The sequence below is a fragment of the Marinilabilia salmonicolor genome, assembly GCF_003003035.1.
Taxonomy (GTDB): Bacteria; Bacteroidota; Bacteroidia; order Bacteroidales; family Marinilabiliaceae; genus Marinilabilia; species Marinilabilia salmonicolor_A.
In genome coordinates this window covers 61,429-82,399 of the sequence record NZ_PVTS01000009.1, presented here as the reverse complement: position 1 = coordinate 82,399, position 20,971 = coordinate 61,429, and the positions used below count along the sequence as shown (strand labels likewise).

Sequence of the window (20,971 nt, the reverse complement as noted above, 5' to 3'; positions counted from 1 at the left end):
CGAGCAGAGCGAAGCAATCTTCTTTCATAATAAAAGTTTTTCCCGGACAATTGCGATATTTTATTATAATAAATATTTTGTGTGTAAAAAGAGATGGACTACTTTCTTAAAATCAAGTACTCAAAAGGAGCCAATTCAATACTATTGCCAAGTGTGATCGAGGTTTCTGTGAATGCATTCTGCCAAACAGATTCCTGAAACAACTCCGGCACAGTGTAAGTAACATTTTTATTGCGGACATTCACCAAGACGAAAACAGACTCCTCATTCACAGTCTTTTCAAATGCCATCACATCGGTGGAGTTGTGATTGGTCAAGTCGCCACGACGCAATGCGGAACTTTCCTGACGAAAATTTAACACCTTCTCATATTCCACCTTGTAATCGGCATTGATGCTCCAGTCAATTTTATTGGCATTGCCTTCAAAAAAGGAGAGCTGTTCCGGAAAACCTATCTCCTGCCCGCTGTAAACCAGAGGTACACCGTCCATATAGGCAGTAATTACAAAGGCTGCCATAGCCCCATCTTTATTCATAAACTGATCGATGGGAGTCGTTTCCCAGGCATTTTGATCGTGATTGGAAGTCCATCGAAGTACATGCTTTCCGGTTGAAAGTCCACGATATTCTTCTTTATGGGCTTCCACAATAGCGGCAGTGGATTGCCCTTCACTAAAGGTCTCTTTCAGTCCGGTATAAAAACGCCATCCGAACATCATGTCGAAGCCCTGCGTCAACAATTCCTTGCGCTCTGACTCGGCAAACATAATGATGTCCCGATTCGGGATACTGCGAAGCGTATCAATGGCCTGTTTCCAGAAATCATCCGGAACCCCGTGGGCATAATCACAACGAAAACCATCCACATTGGCTTCAAGTACCCAATATTTCATGGACCGAATCATTTCAGCCCGCATATTCTCGTTGTTGAAATTAAGTTCGGCAACATCTTCCCAACCGGTGCCCGGAGGAATTATAATATTCCCGTTGTCATCCTGCGCGTACCACGAAGGATTCTCAGTAATCCATTGATGATCCCAGGCAGTATGATTGGCTACCCAGTCAAGAATTACCGCCATATCACGCTGATGTGCCCCCTCTACCAACTCTCTCAAATCGGCAAGAGTTCCATAGTCATCATGGATATCCATATAATCCTTAACAGCGTATGGTGAGCCTACACTCTTCTCATCTCCTGTCCGATAAATGGGCATAAGCCAGACCACATTGATACCCAGCTTTTCGAGAGAATCCAATTTTTCTGTTACCCCACTAAGGTTTCCTGCCTGGCTAAAAGCTCTCAGGTTTACCTCATACATGGCAACATCGGGGGTTTCAGGGATGTTTTCGAAAGGGGTTCCGTATTGGACGGGTTGAGCGACTTCAGTTTCAGTAAGTTTTGGTCTTTCATGTGTGTCATTTTCACATGCAGACACAATTAATGTGATCAGTAAAAACTGAATCAGAATTGTTAATTTTTTCTTCATTTGATTAGAATTGGATTTAACCTGAATTATTTCAGCAAAACAAATGTGCTAAAGGAAAGACTCGTAATCAAAAAGTATAAGGAGAATATAACGAATTCAAGACACCAAAAGCAGTGTATATTACTTATTTTGTGGATATTAGCAGTCGGGTCATCAACAAAACCGGCCTGAAAAATATAATGGAATTTCGTAGTGTTTTTTGCGATTTAGACACATTTTTTTAACAAAACAGGAATGGTCTGATCAATTTCCGAAGTCAAATGGATTGAATTTTCAGAATCTCTTTTTCAAAATCCTCATTGGGGACTATGGATTTATTCTTGATTCTGGTTTTGTAAGTATTGATGGTATTGACAGTATAATTAAGGATATGGGCTATCTTATCCGTGTCAGATATTCCCAGACGTAACAGCGCAAAGATGCGCATATCTGTATTGAGGTGCTTACTGCTTTCAGGCATCTCGCGGTCCTCCTCTTTGAACAGGGCATTGAACCTGGCAATGAAATCAGGAAAAATATTCAAAAAACCGGTATCGAAATCACGGAAAAGCGCTTCCCGTTCCCGCTTGATATCAGAACGGGTAATGATGGAGCCAATTTGCTGTACTTTATTTAAAGACAGCTTATTGTCAATAGCCTGTCTGTATTCGTCCAATTTTTCTAACAGGTCGGAGTTGGTTTTGAAGAAAAAGGCAATATACTCTTCTTTTATGAGGTTTACTTCCCGCAATTTGGCATTGGTCTCCGAGAGAGCATTATTGGAAAGGTGAAGTTTGTCTTTAACTCTTTTTATTTTTCTGTACTGACGCATCAACAAAATCAGCGTCAAAATAATTAGAAAAGACAACACAGAAAGCGCCAGTGCAAAATTTTGAATTCGGGATTTCTGCTTTTCAATCAAATCCAGCTTTGCGGCTTCCACAAGCGGTTGAATCTGGGAAATTTGCAATTCACGCTGTATAGCACCATACCCACGGGCATCCTCAATCGCCACATTCAGGTAATGACTTGCCTTCTGAATTTCGCCCTGATCAAACAGCCGGTTAGCAATGATGCGAAGTGCCACCGTTTCCTTATTGGCCAGTTTGATATCGCTGATAGCAGCCTTTAAAAGCCACTCCAGTTCTTTCTCAGTTTGCCCCAACTGCCGGTAAACAAAAGCAAAAGTCGAAGCATCTACCGCAAACTGACGGCCTTCCACATCAAAGTTGGAAAACAAATCCTTAAAAACTTCTTCGGCCTCCTGATATTTCATTTTCCAAATGTATCTTAATCCATTAAGTGAATACCAGAGTCGGGATTCAGGATTGGCCCAATGAACCGCAGAATCGAGATGAGCAGTTACCAACTGACCAAATTTCTCAGAATAAAACGGACGTTGGTAATAATTATTCATGTCAATGTACAAACGGGCATTCAGGTAATGATACTTTGCACGCAGGCTATCGCTCAGCCCGGGTAAGGAGATCATCTCCAGAGAATCTTTAACCACAGCAAAAAGTCCGGAGGCCAGCAGCGTTTCGCTCATACGTAATTGTGCCCGGGCAATCATTTCTTCCCGGCCTGATGTGGTGGCAACTTCGAGCAATTGCCGGGAGTAAAATAAGGCCGAATCATAATTAAACGTAAAATAAGCCTGATGCAATTGCTCCGTCAGTGAAAACCGCTCTTCCATGGAAGCTGTTTTCACTGTCATCAGCTGATTTGAAAGGTTTTCAATTTCTCCCTTTTTATCCTCCTCAAACTCCTCTTTCCGTTCAATTGCCTCATCCAGCGCATGAAAAAGGGAATCTATTTCAGGTTGAGCAAAAACCGAAAACGGAATCAGTAAAAAGAGAAAAAAGAGAAAATAATACTTCATCAAAACAATAAATAGAGATTCAACTATAACCCTCCAAAACTAAAAAGTGTTTGTCTATAAAGTCCAACTTCTGCGTTGTTGCTCAAAATATAAATCCCCAAATACAATAGTATTCTGCAGTTTAGACTTTCTATACACATTGAATTTGAACTTTCTAGTTCAAACACGGGATAAACGCTTAGTTTATGGACAGAAACTAAAGAGCATCCGCCACATACAAATACAAAACACTTGTCAGTAAAGCCAGCCCAAAACTAATAAAAGTTCCAATAATCATATACTCGGTCAGCTTCCGGTCTTTGGCCCGTGACAGGTCACTGAACCTGAAAATAGATTTGGCAGCTATAAGAAAACCAATAGCCTGCCACTGATGTAGCAGAATAAATCCGAAAATAAACAACCGCTCCAACATCCCAATATATTTTCCTGCATTCTTTAAAGATTCATCATTTTCCAGTGATTGCACATTCCAACGGCTCATCATTTGTTTGATAATGACCGAAGATACGGAGGTCAACGCAAGCAGAGTAGCAACCATCAAAAATATGCGTGAGGAAAACAGGGCATCCCAATCAATAGGGAAAGAATGATAAAACCCGACCAAAAGAAGGATGACGGTCAAATGCGCCACTTGGTCTATGGCAAAAAGAAAACGCGGATTCAAACGTCCGTTCAGAAAGAGTTTTGCCAGGTCGAAGGTAAAGTGACTTAAGGTATAGACCAAAAACAGTGGCCAGTAACTCCAGTCAAACTGAAAAACCACCAATAAAAGCAACACATGAATCCCGACATGGTAATACAAGAAGGGAGACTTTTGTCGGTTTTTGTTTTTGGCAACCACCCAGCTGTCGGGTTGCATTGCAAAATCAGCCAAAAAATGAACGATCAGAAGTTTCAGGGCCAGCGTTATCATAAGCAGGATATTTGTTCTCTATAATATTCCTCAAAAAGCATTATTTCATCCCAGCCTCCTCTTTTTAGGGCATCGCTGATGCTGCTCTGAGATCGTTGAAGAAAAACTGCCAGTTCTTGTTGATTTTTCTCCGGATGTTCTATTCTGGCACTTACCACCCGTCCTATCGTTGAGCTCCAGCCGTCCACCGTCAGTAAAGCCAAGCCAAGCATTATATTCAAAGCTTTATTCAATGAGGCATCAGTAGATTTCACCCCCAGAGTCTGTTTTTTCAGGGACTCAAAGCAACCTCCCGATAATACAAACGCTTCACCGTTTGATTCTGTGATTTTCACCGCCTGATACTTTACTGTTCCAATCCCAATTCCCATGCGTACATCCAGAGAAGCAACAGACCGCATCACTGCTTTTATATGAAAAGCTGCAAGAATGGCTTTTTCAGCATCAAGCATCAACTGAAAACTATCGCCTCTGAAAATCTCCCAATCCCCGGGTGCTGCGCCATAAAATGAAAGGACTGATTTCAATGAATCAACCCAATCAAAATTTTCACTCTTCCTGGAATCTATAACATCGCCTGTGATAACAGCCTTCATCCGCTTTATTTTTTAATAGAGTCAGCTGATTTTGTCAGCAAACCTATTGAGGTCAGTCTCAAATATAAATCGAATAAATCACATTGTCAAAAAATATAGACTTCAAGGTCGATATATTTACAAATCGGCTAGTAAATCGATATTTCAAATTATCGTAGTATTTATAGATATTCCTTGATATTGGTATATGGTCCACAGCTATCAGCCTGTTTATGCTAACCTGTCGTATGTGTAAAACAGGCTGGAGAATCGTCGCACAATCACTTAACCTGCTTTTTTCATAAATAATCTTTTTCATTCCTCAACTATCGGAAAAATACAAGTGTCCTCGTCAAATTTGATTTGAAAATAGTTCACTATTTCCTGCTTCAAATTTGCCTGCGGTTTCTTGAATTTCTTAACATTTGAACATTTCATCACGAAGATCCATGAATAAATCAGGTTAAATGAACAAGATCCCGGAAATTATGCAAAGTCCCAGCCGGCATAGCCGAAAACAAAGTATTTACTCCAGATATTCACTAGGTGTCTTCTTAAAGAACTTTTTAAATACACGGCTAAAATACTTGGGATCGTTAAACCCAACACTGTAGGCTACTTCACTCACCGTCATCTCTTTGGACAAGATTAAGGGACGAGCTTTCTTAAGCCTGTAAATGGTAATAAAATCGTTGGGTGATAAGTCCACCAGCGCTTTAAGTTTCTTGTAAAGCAACGATCGGCTCACGAACATACTGTCTGAAAACATCTCCACACTAAAGTCGGGATTGCTGTAGGATTGTTCCAGCACATCGTAAGCCTTGGACAAAAACTTATCATCCAGTGACTCACTCTCCTGATTCACCTGGGGGATATCGGCCTGCGCAGTAAAAAGACTTCTGATCTTTCGCCGGGTTTCAATGGCATTGTGAACCTTCGCCTTCAGAATATCCAGATTGAAAGGTTTGGAAATATAATCATCAGCGCCAAACTGTAACCCCTGCAACTGATCTTCAAGTAAAGCTTTGGCCGACAACATAATTACCGGAACATGGCTGGTGTAGAGATTGTTTTTAATCTGACGACACATCTCAATACCGTCCATTTCGGGCATCATTACATCCGAAATAATCAAGTCGGGTGGATTCTTCCGGGCAATATCGTACCCGATTTTACCATTCTCAGCGACCTGTACATGATACTTACCACTCAGGGAGTTGGCAATAAAAAGAGCCAGTTCCTTGTTGTCTTCCACTATCAGCACAGTGGCCTCATCAACATTACCGCCTTCATTCACATCCAGAAAAACCTCTTCCTCTTTAATATCATCCAAAACCACCTGCACTTTATTATTGATTTCAGCCGAATCATAGGTTGGCAACTCATTCACCTCTGCTCCGGGAAAGTCTTCTTTTCGATAAGGTAAAGTCACGATAAAACGACTTCCCCTACTTCCGTTTCGGGCAACAACAATAGATCCGTTCATAACATCCACCAGATCTTTGGTGAGCGCCAAACCTATACCTGTACCCTTGGTGTTCGAATCTCCGGCAGTCCTGTAAAATCGTTTAAAAATCTTCTCCATCTGCTCCTCCTGAATGCCCGTCCCGGTATCGGAAACCTCAATGATCAAGGAAGGCTTCTGATCTTCCACATTTTCCTGTGTAACTTTCAGCTTAATAGTCCCTCCTTCCGGGGTATATTTGAAAGCATTGGAAAGCAGATTGTAAAGAATATTCTCCAGCTTTTCATCATCAAACCAGTATGGCTCGTTTTCAAGATTAACCTCCTGAAGGTAAGAGATATTCTTTTGCTTAGCCAAAACATCATAAGCATGAAAAACCTCGGATATAAACGCTGACAGATCGTTATTGGAAATCCTGACAGAGAGATTTCCCGTTTCAATTTTCCGGAACATCAACAACTGGTCAATCAGAAGATTCAATCTTCGGGCATTGCGTTGAACCGATGTCAGCAATTCATGGGCCATCCCCGGAAGGTGCATTTCTTTCAGCAAACGCTCTACGGGAGAAATGATAAGCGTTAACGGCGTTCTGAATTCATGAGAGATATTGGTAAAAAACCGGAGTCGGCTTTGGTTGATGCTTTCAATTTCCTCATTGAGCTGCAATAATTTATCCCGTTGCAAAAGAATTTCCCTGTTTTTCTCTTCCAGTTCAAGCTTTTGGCCTTCCACTTCATCACTCTTTCGCTGTAAGTCAGTATTTGTAGCCTTAAGTTCTTCCGCCTGATGCCTCATTTGCTCATTTTGTTCGGCAATTTTCTCGGTTCGCTCACGGACGGTACGCTCCAACTTCTCCTTTTCAAGCAACAAGCGTTTGGTATGATGCCTGATATAAAGAATAGTGCCGGCAATCAGAGCTATAGTCAGCAAAACCAAAAACCAGGTAGTCTGCCAAAACGGAGGACGAATGGTAATGCGCAAGGTCGTAACCTCATCGCTCCAACGGCCGTCGCTATTGCTGGCCTTTACTTTAAAGAGATATGTTCCGCCTTTCAAATTGGTATAGGAGGCAGATCGCTGATTGGAGCTTACCTCTACCCAGTCGCGGTCAACCCCTTCCAATTGGTAGGCATATTTAATCTTTCGGGTAAGAAAGTAATCCAGTGCTGTAAATTCAAGTGAAAACACATTGTCTTTGTAGGAGAGCGAAATTTCCTCAACATCCTGAACGGGTTTTTTAAGCACAACGTTACCATTCCTTTTATCCCCTACTTCAATTTCAGAGTTAAAAATCTTAAAAGAAGAAATGGAAACCTCAGGCTCATGAGGATACACCGGGAAACCTGACGGGAAGAAATGATTCACTCCGTTGATACTACCAAAGAACAACTCTCCTTCGTCAGATTTATATGATGCAGACCAATAAAACTGATCACTCAGCAAGCCATCATCGGCAAAGAAATTATCAATCTGCCCGGTTTCACTATTTATTCTTGACAGTCCATAATCTGTACTAACCCAGATAAAACCGGCAACATCCTCCTGGATGGCATAAATGACATTGTTGCTCAACCCGTCGGACTTATTGTATTGCCGAAAACTATAATCTGAACCGTCGGCATCCGAAGTTGCCTCTACAAGGCCATCTCCATAGGTGCCAATCCAGATATTTCCATCCATATCCCGGGCAAGCGAAGTAATGTAATTGCCCGGAATTCCATCAGCACTACTTTTAAATACCTGCAACTGCCTCTCAGGACAATTTGCATTGAGGGGCAGATTCAACGCATCCAGTGTAACCTTGAACAAACCCACACGGGTTCCTATCCACAGATTGTTTCTGTCATCCTTCATCAGACAACCAATTTCACTAACCTGCACCAGGGCATTGTCGTCCTGGTTTATATCGATAAATTTCTCAGTACTGAGATTTAAGATCGCCAACCCACCCTCTGTACCAACAAACAGATATCCTCCGGCATCGTAAAGCAGCGATGAGATAAAAGCATTTTGAAAGTTTGTTTCAGGATCGGGTACTGGGGGAATGACGGTCCGAAATGTTCCGTCGGGCATCATCTTGGCAAGACCACTACCCCATGTTCCCACCCAAAGAGTTCCCTCCGGCGTTTTGGTAATAGCCGTTATATAATCAGAGGGTATGGAAAAAGAATTTCCCGGCTCATACCGAAACCGGTCAAACTCTCCGGTGCGTCGGTTAAAACGGTTCAGTCCTCCTCCGGCAGTGCCTATCCATAAAATATCACCCTCTCCATTGATTGAATTGATGGTATTGTGAGATAAACTGTTGGGGTTGTTTGGCTCGTGAATAATATAATTAAATGGTTTCTGATAGAGATTGAAATGGTTAACACCCCCCTTTTCAGTGCCAACCCAGACATTACCCTCCTGGTCAATTTCCAGGGCATTAATAAAAATGCTGTTAAGAGAAAACTCATCAATGGTATTGAAAGGGAAGGACTCAAAAGAATTACCCGACGGTTTGTAAACATCCAGACCTCCCAGCGACCCAACATATATATTACCTCTGAAATCCTGAACGATAGAGTTTACCCTGTTGTGACTAAGTGAGGATGAATCAAGGGGGTTATGAAAAAACCATTCGTCTCTGCCTGTTACAGGATTATAGACCCAAAGTCCGTTTAAGGTTCCTATCCACAGGTCGCCCTCCCGACTCTCAAATATGGAGAGAATCATTGCATCTTGTAATCCACCATGTGAAAAAAGATGTATTCCGGAACGTTGTTCATCAAAAACAGCAATACCATGGTTGGTTCCAATCAATAACCGGCCATCCTTCATCTGCCTGAAGGAGACCACATGATCTCCTGGCAGCAAGCTGGAAGAGGAATCATAATGTCTGACATCCCATTTACCATCACTTTCAGTAAGTAAAAACAATCCGTGCTCATACGTCCCCACCCAAACACGATTGCTCCGGTCTGTATAAAGGGATACAATATTGAAGGATTGCTTCGGATCATCGGATAATAGAATCTTTTCGAATTCTTCACTTACCTTGTCATACCGCATCAATCCCTGGGAAGTTCCCACCCAGATATAACTTTCATGGCTTTGCGTAAGTCCATTTACAAGATTCGAGGGCAAATCGGGCTTCCAATAATTCATAAAATCATATCCGTCATAGCGACTTAGTCCGTTCCCCGTGGCAAACCACATAAAGCCATCCTGATCCCGCAAAATATCATTAACCGTATTTTGTGGCAACCCCTGATCGATTGTCAGATACTGAACATGGTAACTAAACTCTCCCCTGACAAAAAAAAGTAAAGGAGTCCAGACCAAAAAAAGAAATAAGAACAATACCCTCTTAAGAAATCCCATCATGAATTTTTTCTTATTAACACACCTCTGATATTTTATCATTTCCTTTAAAACTAAGATCAAAATTCATCATCCTGACTACAGTCCCTCTATCCACCGGGCTTCAATATCCCAATCCAACAATCGGTAAAGGAAGCATCAGAACCCCTACTCAATTGGAGAAATTGCCGGCACTAAAGCAAAAAATCACTTTTAGGCACGGATAAAATTAAAAGAAACCAAAAGATATTAAAGCCTGCCCCCAAACAATTATTCAAATGTCCCCCCCTTTTCACGCTCCATCCTCCCGGTTTACCAGCATTGTAGATACATTTGAAAATGGTTTATTTAATGGTAATTTAATAAATTTTTACGATGATCTTTTCAAAACTCCTTTTTTCTGCTTCAATGGCCATGTTACTGATGGTATCGGGGTGCACGCATGACACCACCTCATCCCCTGAAGCCAATCCGTATAAGGATGATTACTCAGATATCACTCCCCTTTCCTTTAAGGATCAGTGGGGAACGGCAAACGTTCATGATCCGTCCATCATCAAAACGGACAGTTTTTATTACGTTTACTCCACCGATGCCTATTATATAAAAAGGGGAGTTCAGTTCAACGACACTGACGAAAAAATGGGAAATATTCCTATTCGCAGATCCAAAGATCTGGTCAATTGGGAATTCACAGGATGGGCGCTAGACTCCATCCCTCAACCCGCCATTGACCATGTTCACTCATACACCGGCAACAAAGGCGCTGACAATATGTGGGCTCCCTATATTTACAAACACAATGATACCTACAGGATTTATTATTCTGTTTCCAGTTTTGGCTCACAGGCATCCTATATAGGCCTGGCAGAAGGGGCGTCGCCCGAAGGTCCCTTTACCGACAAAGGAGTAGTTGTAAAAACTGACACCACAAGTGTGATGAATGCCATTGATGCATCAGTAATCAAGGATAAAAAATCCGGTAAGGTATGGATGCATTACGGATCCTATTTTGGAGGGTTGCATGTCATGGAGCTGGATGAAGAAACCGGACTGGCAAAAAATCCGGGAGATAATGGAAAACTGGTTGCCACCAGAGCCAATAAAGAAACACGTGTCATTGAAGCTCCTGAGATCATTTACCATCCCGATTTTGACCAATATTACCTGTTTGTTTCCTACGATCCGTTGTTTACATTTTACAATGTACGGGTTGGTCGCTCAGACAATCCTGATGGTCCTTTTCTGGACTATTTTGGAAATGACATGGCTGAAGAGACAAACAACTTTCCGATGTTAACCCACTCCTATATGTTTGAAAACCACCCCGGCTGGTCCGGGAACGGACATTGTGGTGTTTTAAATGATGATGGAAAGTTTTTCATGCTACATCAGGGACGTCTGGCTCCTGATAACTTGCAAATGAGAATGCATGTCAGAGAGATGAAATGGCTTCCATCCGGATGGCCTGTTGTTTCGCCCGAGCGATACGCCGGATTGAAAGATAAAACCATTAACGCCGGGGAAATTCCCGGAACATGGGAAATCATACATTTCAAAGATCTTGTAGATCAAACAGAGCTTTGGCAGGGCCAGATTCCTCCCGGAGGTTGGACCTACGACAAAAGTGCTTTCAACGTATCTGAAAAGCTGGAACTTTCCGATGATGGCAAAATCAACCATGAAAGTATTAATCAATGGACCTTTGATGGTGAACACCTTGAAATAAACGATGCCAAATGTATTGTTTTTACAGGATGGGACTGGGAGAACGAAAAAGAAACCATTCTTTTTTCCGGTATCATGGAGAACGGAACTGCAATATGGGGAAAAAAGGTTGAGTAAGACTTAAAGGTTAATTAGTTTGTGTCCATAAAGTACCACTTGCGTCGTTACGCTTGCCGCCAAAATACTCATTTACGATTAAGACAGACTCTAATTAATCTATATGCCATTATCCTCTGAAAAAGGAATTCAACAAAACTCTTTTTTTCATAGCCCAAAAAGGGACTTTCCGAATTGTCGGAAAGTCCCTTTTTCTTTTTAAAACGATAATATGCTACAAATCAATTAAATCCAAACATTTCTCCAACAGGGATTTCATCCCTTAAACCCAGCCCAACTTTAGTTCACGATATAATATCTTTTGGCGTTCATGATTTCCGCTGCACTCCAATTCTTGTCTTGATACAAGAAGGTAGGCAAAGAACTTATTAACATGATTATTGCTACACTCGACAATATTAAAGCAAGCTTGATATTGTTCTCGCGAAACGCAATAATTCAAGACTTAGCCAGCTTTCGCACTAAAAACTACGATTTTACGATAAAACAACCTTGTTTTTAGGCTCACCTGCCAAGGTCGGTGTCAATCAAGCCAGAAAGGTCTTTCAATATATTTTTTTGGAATACGATCAAGTTACTTCCATTTGATGCTGCACCCAATGGCCTTTGTTTCCTTAGGATATACCGGTTCCCCGGCTTCCAGACTGGCGATTGCTCCAGCTACATATTTCTCTTTTACCGCAGATGCATCCTGATAGTTGTCGTCAATAGCCCCGATGTATCTCACAATCAACTTACCGGCTTCTTTGTTTACCAGATAAACATGAGGCGTACGGGTAGCTCCGTAAGTTTTGGCAACTTCCTGTGTCTCATCAAACAAATATGGAAAGGTAAACCCCTTCTCCTCTGCCCTCACTTTCATATTCTCAAAAGAGTCGGCCGGATAGGCCTCCGGATCGTTGGGATTTATGGCAACTACCGGATACCCCATTTCTTTAAACTTTTTATCCAGGGCAATAATTCTGTCTTCGTAGGCAACGGCATAAGGGCAATGATTGGTGGTAAAAATCACAATAAAACCTTTGGCATCGGGGTAGTCGGCCAGTGACACCAATCCATCGTCCACATTTTTCAACCGAAAATCTCTTGCTTCATCACCGGGAGCATATCCCTGTCCTGTGGCAGCAACGGCAAAAAATACCACTGCCAGACTCATCATCAGCTTCTTCATAACGTCATTGATTTTATAATGGTTAGTAATTCTTCTTTAGAAAGAGAACTTTCGTGAAAACTGCTGCTCTCTTTTCTGTAAACCAAAGTAGCAGGGATGGCTCCCGACCAGTCAGGACTCACTTTCTCAATCCATTCATTGCTATTGGGATCATTCAGTAATATAACCCGCTCATCCATTTCATACTTCTCAATAAATGGTAATAACCGGCTCTCTTTTTGGGTGGGAAAATCAAGACTCACAAAAATGAATTTTACCTTTTCATCTTTCAATTCCGATGCCAGCTCCAGAAAATGAGGCATCTCCTCAACACATGGTTTACACCATGTAGCCCAGAAATTAACAACATACGTGGTATCGTTGTTTTGCCGAAGCAGTGGAGAAAGCTCCTCGAAGTTCACTTCCTCAATTGACTGTCCACCAACCGGCACAACAAAAGCCAATGCCGTAAGAATTAAAAAAAAGACCCTTTTCATGATGCGTATTTTACCCGATTAATGAGAAAAAACTTTAACAATTTAAACAACAAGCAACGCAATCGGGTTCAACCAATCCTATAGGATTCCATGTTTTTATGAGATTTCTCTTTCAGCCTTTATCAAAAAAATTAAAGCCAATAGCACGTCAAACTCTTTTCAAAGTTCTGAAAATTAAACCCTTAAACTCCAATGAATGTTTTAAAAAAAATTAAGAAGGTCAATGTTATAAGATTTCTCTAACCTCTAAATTCTAAAAATCTAATGATCTACTGAAAAGCAACACCTGAAGTTTATTGTTACTTTTAAGTAGTGTTTGTCAATTAAGTACCATTTACTGCGTTACGCTTGCCCGAAAATTACTCATTTACTAAAGTAAACTGTGTATTTTCGGGTTTCACACGCCTTGAATTTGAACTTTCTGGTTCAAACACCAGAAAAACGCTTAGTCTATGGACAGACACCGAGGAAGGATGGCCCCGAAAAACCTGCTTCTTTAAAAGGAAATTGTTGTGTTTTGCCGGCAAAGAAGTTATTTTCACGTTTTCTACCGGTTGAGAACAATTGTTCTAAACGTAAAAAAAGCAACAATTTGTCAAGTGAAACCGGCATTTGGCTTTATCCGGATTAACCAAACCATACTAATACAATAAGCATGACTCCTGCAACGATCTCTTCCCAGATCAGACAGATTGTTTCTCTGCTGATGCTGCTGCTGATTTCAGTACAAATAAAAAGCCAGACAAGAATTGAACCGGATTCTGTAAGACACACCCAAACAGAAGCAGAGTTTGACTCATTAAGACAAGCTCTCCGACAAATGAAGCGTGACATAGATGCATTGCGTCAGGCTGTGGACTCCAGTCACTCCGAGATGAATCAGTTGATCAGCATTTTTGATCCCAATGAAACAATAGATGAAGATTTTCAGTCACGTTCCAGACGTGGAAGAGTGGACGCGCTTCTGCAGGCAATAACGAAACAGCCGGGGAGGTTGCAATTTAACGGAGGTGCAACCTCCATATATCAAAATTCCCGGAACCGAAGAAATTATCACAATACCTTTACCGGATCATTTGACATTTATGCACATACTGCTTTTAGTCCCAACTCCCTGCTTTTTTTCGATCTGGAAGCAATCGGCGGCAACGGGCCCGACCAATACTACCCAAACCTTGCCGGAGCCAATGGCGATGCAGGCTCTACACAGTCTTCTGATGGTACCGACAGACTTACCATACTGGAAGCGTGGACTGAATTTACCATGCTGAACAAAGCTATTACCATAACTGCAGGAAAGATCGATTTGACCAACTATTTTGACAACAACTCATCGGCCAACGATGAAACAATGCAATTCATCAGCGGCTCATTTATCAACAGTGCAGCCTTTGCCGTACCTGCAAACAGTCCCGGAGTAAGATTAAGAACCACTTTGCTGAACAAATACCACTTTCAGTTTGGGGTTTCGAGTTCAGATAATTCAGGTGATGAAATATTTCATGACATCTACCGAATCGGCAGTCTGGGATGGACTGTATTACCCGGCACCGGCTTCAAATCTAACCTTCGCATATACGGCTACCAACACCCACTGGCCAATCACGGATGCGGATGGGGCGTCAGCTTTGATAAAATCATGTTCAACGACTACCACATTTTTGGTCGCTATGGGCAAAATGAAGACAATGTGGCACAGCTGTGGGGAGTTAAGCAAGCCTGGAGTGCAGGAACCCGATTTGTTAAAACCATTGCAAACCAGACCCTGGCAATAGGACTGGCTTATGGCGAAAACTTCCCCTATAATGATCAGATAGCAAAAGAGCAAGTCGCAGAATTGTATTTCAGAAGACAGGTAAATCAGTGGATTCACATCTCACCTCACGTTCAGGGGATTCGAAACGCCAATGGAATTGAGGAAGATGTGCTTATATTTGCTGTCAGAACGCACTTTAATTTTTAACATGCCTGAGAATAAAAACACCTCACTATTTGAAGCACTTCTTCCCATCCTGTTCCTGATAGGGTTACTTACTGCCAATGTTTTTCTGTTTGACGACACTCTGGGAGGTGCCAACCAAATTGCATTATTGTTGGCAGCATCACTGGGCGGAATTATTGTATCGCGAAACGGGCAAAGCTGGGCAAATACCAAAGATCACATCGTGAAAACCATCGGCTCCGCCATGCCATCCATGCTGATTCTTTTGCTGATAGGCTCCCTGGCCGGCACATGGATGATCAGCGGAGTGGTACCGGCAATGATCTATTACGGCATGGATATCATAAATCCTCATGTATTCCTGATTACTGCAGTAATCGTTTGCGCAATAGTGTCGGTAGCAACAGGAAGTTCGTGGTCCACCATTGCCACCATCGGAATTGCATTGTTAGGCATCGGCAAAGCCATCGGCGTGAATGACGCCATTACTGCCGGAGCAATAATCTCCGGGGCCTATTTCGGTGATAAAATATCGCCGCTAAGCGATACTACCAACCTGGCACCCGCAATGGCCGGTACCGACCTCTTCACACACATTCGATACATGTTTTACACCACGGTACCCAGCATGACGATCACTCTGATTATCTTTGCAATCATCGGTATTAATTACGATTTCGGAACCAGCATTACAAGTACAGAAACGGTAAAAGCAGCCATCGAGGAATCCTTTAACATTTCTCCATGGCTTTTTCTGGTTCCGGCAATTTTACTGACCATCATCATCCTGAAAATGCCCCCTCTCCCCGCCCTCATGATCGGATCATTGCTTGGCGGTCTGTTTGCCATTATCTTTCAGCCTGAAACGATTCAGGAAGTGGCCGGTCAGGGAATAAGTCTTGTGAAAGCCTCCTACATTGCTGTGATGCAAGCGATGTTTGGTGATGTGCAACTGACTACAACAAACTCAACAGTCAACGCTCTTTTAAGCACTTCCGGGATGCGCGGGATGCTCGACACCATCTGGCTGATTCTCTCTGCCATGGTATTTGGCGGAGTAATGGAGGCCGGAGGCCTCCTTACCCGAATTACCCGACCGATAATGAAGATGGCCAAATCAACAGGGGCATTGGTGACATCCACTGTTGGAACCTGCATCTTTTTCAATACCACTGCATCTGACCAATACATTTCCATTGTAGTTCCCGGACGCATGTTTAAAAAAGCTTATGAAGAAAAAGGATTGAAGCCCGAGGTTTTGAGCCGCACACTGGAAGATTCAGGCACCATGACCTCCGTTCTGATTCCCTGGAATACCTGTGGGGCGACCCAATCCCGAATTTTGGGAGTTGCCACATTTGATTACCTTCCGTATGCTTTTTTTAATATTATCAGTCCTTTGATGAGCATACTTTTTGCTGTTTTGAAAATTAAAATCAGAAGATTTAAGGACAGGAATAACACGTAAAAGTTTTTTAGTAAGCTCGGCAAAGGCCCGTCATTGCGAACGTAGTGAAGCAATGTCCATCTATTAACCGGACACCAATGAATTGAATTGTAAAACATTAAAAACCCGATTTAAACGAACTAACCCATGAAACAAAGAATTCTTATCAAAAGATTATGGAAGCTATTGATTATTTCGACATTTTTAATGGCATTTCAATGCGAGGATGAAAACCAGGAAATTTTAAAGTATAATGATTATAAAGTAAATATATCACCTGCATCATCTTTCTCATTAAATGATACCATTTGGATAGAAGGAATTATTTCTTCACAAGTATATAATTTATCATTGAATGATTCTGTATTCCTGGAGTCTCCCAATGGTGATTATTTTTCAATCTATAAAATGATTGAACCTGAGGGAACTTCAAACTGCATAGACGCAATGAATAAATTCAAGTTAATATTAGACAAAGGAGACTATTCATTGGGTCGTTGTAAAAATGCAGACTTATATATGTCGCCAGCATTAGAAAAAGATAAATTACTTTACACATATAGGATTGGATTAGAACCTCTGCTAATCGGAGATTATGCCCTTAGCTGGAGAAATGCAATAATTCAAAATGCAAATAGACATAAAAATATTATCAAAAACTATCCAATCCAGAACAGTCCTTATCTACTAGGGTTTAATTCATGTGGTGACATTTCATGGAGATTTTTTGATGAATCTGAAGGCGAATATTATTTTAAAGTTGAATAAAAACACTATAGACAAAGCTACATCCGGCCCATGGTTGCAATAAATGAACCAATCATGACTTCACAGACAAAATATTCCAGTTCCACTTTATGTTTGTTATATTCGTAAAAAAGCAAGATTATGGATAGCAAAAAAGTAATTCTCATAACCGGCGGAAGCTCCGGAATAGGACTCAGCATTGCAGAAAAATTGGCGGGACAAAATTACCAGGTCATTTCTTTAAGCCGAAATAAGGAAAAGATTGAGCGTGCGCTTAAAGAGAAGCCCAACCTAAAAAACAAAGTGGATTTCATAATAGGAGATGTTTCCAGTCAGGATAGTATAAATCAACTATGCTCTTACATCAAAGAGAATTACGGGGTACTGCACGGACTGGTCAACAGTGCAGGCGTCATCACTATTGGCACTTTAGAAAGTCTGAAAGCCGATGAATGGCAAAAAATGCTGGATATCAATCTTACCGGCCCGTTTCTGGTAACAAAAACGCTCCTGCCGCTGATGAAAAAAGCCAATGGAGCATCCATTATCAACATTTCGTCCATTGCAGGTTTAAGACCCGGAACCAGCATTGGCTATTCAGTTTCCAAGGCAGGACTGGATATGCTGACGCGCTTTTTGGTTGCTGACCTTGGCCCCTACAACATACGTGTAAATTCTATAAATCCGGGACTGGTAAAGACCCATCTCCATTTCGACAACAACATTTTTTCCAATCAGGAAGATTACAATAAAATGGTAGAGGGTGCAAGGGTACGTCACCCGCTAAAAAAAGTAGGAGAACCCGAAGACATTGCCAACATGGTGAATTTCCTGCTATCTGATGAAGCCTCCTGGATCTCAGGAGCAGTAATTCCGTTAGCTGGCGGAGTAACCGAAGAAAATGGCTTTTTACCTCCCAAGGAAGATGCGCTATTAAAGTAAAAAATATAAACGAATGAAACGAGCATGGCAACGATTGCCACAAGAGAATATGTATAAGTTCTTGCATGCGAGTTCCATCCGACCTTGAAAAATTAATTTTATACTGATGAAACGAGGATGATATTTTTTAAGCATAAATATCACAATAGAATATGTTTAAAAAATATTATGCGAGAGCGAAGCGGTTCCATTCGTTCCCAAATTTTTAATTAGTTTTTTATCAGGTGATTACAAAATTTTAAACGAATGAAAACAGAAAAAGAAAAAATGCTGGCAGGAGAGCCTTATGATGCTCATTGCGAAGAGATGATTGCCATACGCACAAGGGTAAAACGCATACTACATAAGCTCAATGTAACCGAATATTATACCGACCACTTTAAAGATACAATGAAAGAGTTGTGTCCCAACTCAGCCTCCAACATTCATTTGGAACCACCTTTCTATTGTGATTATGGAGAGAATATCTATGCAGGGGATGGAGTTTTCATCAACTTCGGAGCTGTCATTCTGGATGGAGCAAGGGTTACCATTGGCCGCAAAACCCTCATTGCACCGGGAGTCCACATTTACACAGCCGAACATCCGGTGAACATTGAGGATCGCAGGAAATGGGAAAACTGTCGTCCTGTTACCATTGGAGAAGAGTGCTGGATTGGTGGTCATGCCACCATTTGTCCGGGAGTAACCATAGGCGACAGAGCTGTGATTGGTGCCGGGGCTGTTGTCACCAAAGACATTCCTGCAGATGCCCTGGCTGTTGGTAACCCGGCCAGAGTCATTAAAAAATTGAATCAGTAAAAAAAGAACAGAGGGTTTCACATTAAACAAGTGAAACCCTCTGTATAAAAAATTCTCTTCTGCCTTCTGCCTGAAGACTAAATAGAGTCTGAGTATTAACCAAGTAAAGTTTCTCAACTTCGCTGTATCTGTTCAGAAGGTTTCGTTTGCAAGGCTTGCAATTAGTGGAAATGCGGAGTTTCCTTGAGTAAATGAGCAATTTCCTCTAATGGCGTAACGCAGTAAACGGGACTTTATGGACAGACACTAAACAACGATCCCTCTAGTAATTATCAGGCTCAATCTCAAAATGTTCCTGCGGATGGTTACAGGCGGGACAAGCCTTAGGCGCTTTGTTCGCTTCATGAACAAAGCCACATTTGCGGCATCTCCAGCGTACTTTCTCTTCACGCTCAAATACTTTTCCCTCATCCACATTGGCCTTCAGTTTGCGGTAGCGTGCTTCGTGCTCCTTCTCTACCTTGGCAATGTTTTTAAAGGCATTGGCCACTTTCTGAAAGCCCTCAGCAGCAGCAACCTCTGCAAACTTGGGGTACAACTCTTCCCACTCTTCATTCTCGCCCATTGCAGCAGCCTCAAGGTTCTCTGCTGTGGTTCCGACTTTCCCCGCAGGATAAGTAGCAGTAATTTCCACATCACCACCTTCCAGAAAATCAAAAAATCGCTTGGCATGCTGCAATTCCTGTTCTGCAGTTTCCAAAAAAATGGCTTCAATCTGACGATATCCTTCTTTGCGTGCCTGACTGGCAAACATAGTGTAGCGACTACGTGCCTGAGACTCACCTGCAAAAGCTTTCAACAAATTTTGCTCTGTTTCTGTTCCTTTTAATGATTTGTCCATATTATTTGTCTTTTGATTTTGGATGACGAAAATAATCATGGAAATATTGAGAATGAAACCAAATAAAGGATGTAGAGCGTGAAAAAACAGCCGAAAGGAAAAATCAGAAACAACCTCTTCCTGATCGACTTAGAAAATGATTACTTTTATCGTCTCACACATCATAAAAAACAAAAAACATGAAAAACCTATTATTCCTTTCAGCACTGATCCTGATAACCTCCTGCTCTTCGGGCATAAAACCTGTTGACAACACACCGGCTGCCAGGTTGGGCGAAGGAGCCATCTGGCATCCCGAAAAAGAGGCCCTGCTTTGGGTGGACATTACCGGTGGCAAAGTATATATGTACAAACCGGGCGAAGGAATGCTCCACGACATCTCTCTTGAAAGTATGGTTGGCACAGTGGTTCCTGCAACGGGAGATTATTTTGCTGTTGCAGCCCAGGAAACCGGGATTTTTGGATTAAATGAGGACGGAACCAAACAAAAAATCACTGATTTCCCGGTTGATGCACTTCCCAACGTCCGGTTCAACGACGGTAAATGTGATCCTGCCGGACGCTTCTGGGTAGGAACCATGGAAAAAACAGCAAAAGAGGACGCTGCCAAACTCTATATGCTCAGGGACGACAGCCTGCACGTCAAAGAAAACAACATCACTATTTCAAATGGTATTGTGTGGGACACCAACAAAAACATCATGTACTACATAGATACACCGACACAACAAGTGGTAGCATACGATTATAAGCCCGGAACCGGGGACATCTCCAATAAACGGGTCGTTGTTGAGGTTCCCAAAGAAAAAGGAAGCCCTGATGGCATGAGCATTGATGCAGAAGGCAAACTATGGATAGCTCACTGGGGCGGTAACGGAGTTTATCGTTGGGATCCTGAAACCGGAAATCTGATGGAGAAAATTGAAGTCCCTGCCCCAAATGTTACATCCTGTGCTTTTGGAGGGCCGGATTTTACCACCCTCTACATCACCACCGCACGTGAGGGGTTATCTGACGAACAGTTAGAAGCATACCCACTGAGTGGATCTTTATTTGTCATAGAAACTGATGTTAAGGGAATACAGGCGAATCTGTTCAATTAAAAAATAAAATTTT

General features: G+C 41.9%; 15 protein-coding genes. 7 read left to right on the top strand and 8 right to left on the bottom strand.

What is annotated here, in order from left to right:
* Positions 1–98: 98 nt before the first annotated feature.
* The 5 genes from BY457_RS10695 to BY457_RS10675 form a co-directional block, all read right to left on the bottom strand.
* Positions 99–1,487, bottom strand: a complete 1,389-nt coding sequence (locus tag BY457_RS10695; RefSeq protein WP_106153323.1) for an alpha-amylase family glycosyl hydrolase — start codon at positions 1,485–1,487, stop codon at positions 99–101.
* A gap of 256 nt (positions 1,488–1,743) precedes the next feature.
* Entirely contained in the window at positions 1,744–3,348 is a 1,605-nt protein-coding gene (locus tag BY457_RS10690; protein WP_106153322.1) for a DUF6377 domain-containing protein, read from the bottom strand.
* A 196-nt stretch (positions 3,349–3,544) separates the two neighbouring features.
* The gene (locus BY457_RS10685) at positions 3,545–4,261 is read right to left on the bottom strand and encodes a DUF3307 domain-containing protein (protein ID WP_106153321.1); all 717 of its coding nucleotides are present in this window, start codon (positions 4,259–4,261) and stop codon (positions 3,545–3,547) included.
* Entirely contained in the window at positions 4,258–4,857 is a 600-nt protein-coding gene (locus tag BY457_RS10680) for a transcriptional regulator (protein ID WP_106153320.1), read from the bottom strand. The genes BY457_RS10685 and BY457_RS10680 overlap by 4 nt, the downstream gene beginning before the upstream one ends.
* Positions 4,858–5,362: 505 nt before the next feature.
* Entirely contained in the window at positions 5,363–9,667 is a 4,305-nt protein-coding gene (locus tag BY457_RS10675; protein WP_181256457.1) for a hybrid sensor histidine kinase/response regulator transcription factor, read from the bottom strand.
* 351 nt (positions 9,668–10,018) lie between these two features.
* On the opposite strand from BY457_RS10675, the gene BY457_RS10670 reads away from it, so the two are divergent.
* Complete coding sequence (locus BY457_RS10670; RefSeq protein ID WP_106153318.1) at positions 10,019–11,488, top strand: arabinan endo-1,5-alpha-L-arabinosidase; 1,470 nt, start codon at positions 10,019–10,021, stop codon at positions 11,486–11,488.
* 574 nt (positions 11,489–12,062) lie between these two features.
* Here the strand turns inward: BY457_RS10670 and BY457_RS10665 are convergent.
* On the bottom strand, positions 12,063–12,659 hold the full coding sequence (locus tag BY457_RS10665; RefSeq protein ID WP_106153317.1) for a thioredoxin family protein: 597 nt from the start codon (positions 12,657–12,659) through the stop codon (positions 12,063–12,065).
* Positions 12,656–13,135: a TlpA disulfide reductase family protein gene (locus tag BY457_RS10660; RefSeq protein WP_106153316.1), complete on the bottom strand. Its 480-nt coding sequence runs from the start codon at positions 13,133–13,135 to the stop codon at positions 12,656–12,658. Before BY457_RS10660 ends, BY457_RS10665 begins: the two co-directional genes overlap by 4 nt.
* A gap of 655 nt (positions 13,136–13,790) precedes the next feature.
* Here BY457_RS10660 and BY457_RS10655 point away from each other — a divergent pair.
* From BY457_RS10655 to BY457_RS10635, 5 genes are all read left to right on the top strand, one after another.
* A complete protein-coding gene (locus BY457_RS10655; protein WP_106153315.1) occupies positions 13,791–15,098 on the top strand; it encodes a carbohydrate porin in 1,308 nt (435 codons plus the stop codon).
* A gap of 1 nt (position 15,099) precedes the next feature.
* Complete coding sequence (gene nhaC / locus BY457_RS10650) at positions 15,100–16,545, top strand: Na+/H+ antiporter NhaC (RefSeq protein ID WP_106153314.1); 1,446 nt, start codon at positions 15,100–15,102, stop codon at positions 16,543–16,545.
* A gap of 126 nt (positions 16,546–16,671) precedes the next feature.
* Positions 16,672–17,292, top strand: a complete 621-nt coding sequence (locus BY457_RS10645; RefSeq protein ID WP_106153313.1) for a hypothetical protein — start codon at positions 16,672–16,674, stop codon at positions 17,290–17,292.
* Positions 17,293–17,412: 120 nt separating this feature from the next.
* The gene (locus tag BY457_RS10640; protein ID WP_106153312.1) at positions 17,413–18,213 is read left to right on the top strand and encodes an SDR family NAD(P)-dependent oxidoreductase; all 801 of its coding nucleotides are present in this window, start codon (positions 17,413–17,415) and stop codon (positions 18,211–18,213) included.
* A 246-nt stretch (positions 18,214–18,459) separates the two neighbouring features.
* On the top strand, positions 18,460–19,014 hold the full coding sequence (locus BY457_RS10635; RefSeq protein ID WP_106153311.1) for a sugar O-acetyltransferase: 555 nt from the start codon (positions 18,460–18,462) through the stop codon (positions 19,012–19,014).
* Between the two features lie 262 nt (positions 19,015–19,276).
* On the opposite strand, the gene rbr is transcribed toward BY457_RS10635, so the two are convergent.
* Complete coding sequence (gene rbr / locus BY457_RS10630) at positions 19,277–19,855, bottom strand: rubrerythrin (protein ID WP_106153310.1); 579 nt, start codon at positions 19,853–19,855, stop codon at positions 19,277–19,279.
* A 179-nt stretch (positions 19,856–20,034) separates the two neighbouring features.
* Between rbr and BY457_RS10625 the strand changes: the two genes are divergently transcribed.
* Positions 20,035–20,958 (top strand): SMP-30/gluconolactonase/LRE family protein, encoded by a 924-nt coding sequence (locus BY457_RS10625; protein ID WP_106153309.1) that lies wholly within the window; start codon positions 20,035–20,037, stop codon positions 20,956–20,958.
* The last annotated feature ends 13 nt before the right edge of the window (positions 20,959–20,971 follow it).

Excerpts from the sequence above, each read along its gene's own strand:
- BY457_RS10695 (WP_106153323.1), bottom strand. The coding sequence starts at position 1,487 with ATGAAGAAAAAATTAACAATTCTGATTCAGTTTTTACTGATCACATTA.
- BY457_RS10690 (WP_106153322.1), bottom strand. The coding sequence starts at position 3,348 with ATGAAGTATTATTTTCTCTTTTTTCTCTTTTTACTGATTCCGTTTTCG.
- BY457_RS10685 (WP_106153321.1), bottom strand. The coding sequence starts at position 4,261 with ATGATAACGCTGGCCCTGAAACTTCTGATCGTTCATTTTTTGGCTGAT.
- BY457_RS10680 (WP_106153320.1), bottom strand. The coding sequence starts at position 4,857 with ATGAAGGCTGTTATCACAGGCGATGTTATAGATTCCAGGAAGAGTGAA.
- BY457_RS10675 (WP_181256457.1), bottom strand. The coding sequence starts at position 9,667 with ATGATGGGATTTCTTAAGAGGGTATTGTTCTTATTTCTTTTTTTGGTC.
- BY457_RS10670 (WP_106153318.1), top strand. The coding sequence starts at position 10,019 with ATGATCTTTTCAAAACTCCTTTTTTCTGCTTCAATGGCCATGTTACTG.
- BY457_RS10665 (WP_106153317.1), bottom strand. The coding sequence starts at position 12,659 with ATGAAGAAGCTGATGATGAGTCTGGCAGTGGTATTTTTTGCCGTTGCT.
- BY457_RS10660 (WP_106153316.1), bottom strand. The coding sequence starts at position 13,135 with ATGAAAAGGGTCTTTTTTTTAATTCTTACGGCATTGGCTTTTGTTGTG.
- BY457_RS10655 (WP_106153315.1), top strand. The coding sequence starts at position 13,791 with ATGACTCCTGCAACGATCTCTTCCCAGATCAGACAGATTGTTTCTCTG.
- nhaC (WP_106153314.1), top strand. The coding sequence starts at position 15,100 with ATGCCTGAGAATAAAAACACCTCACTATTTGAAGCACTTCTTCCCATC.
- BY457_RS10645 (WP_106153313.1), top strand. The coding sequence starts at position 16,672 with ATGAAACAAAGAATTCTTATCAAAAGATTATGGAAGCTATTGATTATT.
- BY457_RS10640 (WP_106153312.1), top strand. The coding sequence starts at position 17,413 with ATGGATAGCAAAAAAGTAATTCTCATAACCGGCGGAAGCTCCGGAATA.
- BY457_RS10635 (WP_106153311.1), top strand. The coding sequence starts at position 18,460 with ATGAAAACAGAAAAAGAAAAAATGCTGGCAGGAGAGCCTTATGATGCT.
- rbr (WP_106153310.1), bottom strand. The coding sequence starts at position 19,855 with ATGGACAAATCATTAAAAGGAACAGAAACAGAGCAAAATTTGTTGAAA.
- BY457_RS10625 (WP_106153309.1), top strand. The coding sequence starts at position 20,035 with ATGAAAAACCTATTATTCCTTTCAGCACTGATCCTGATAACCTCCTGC.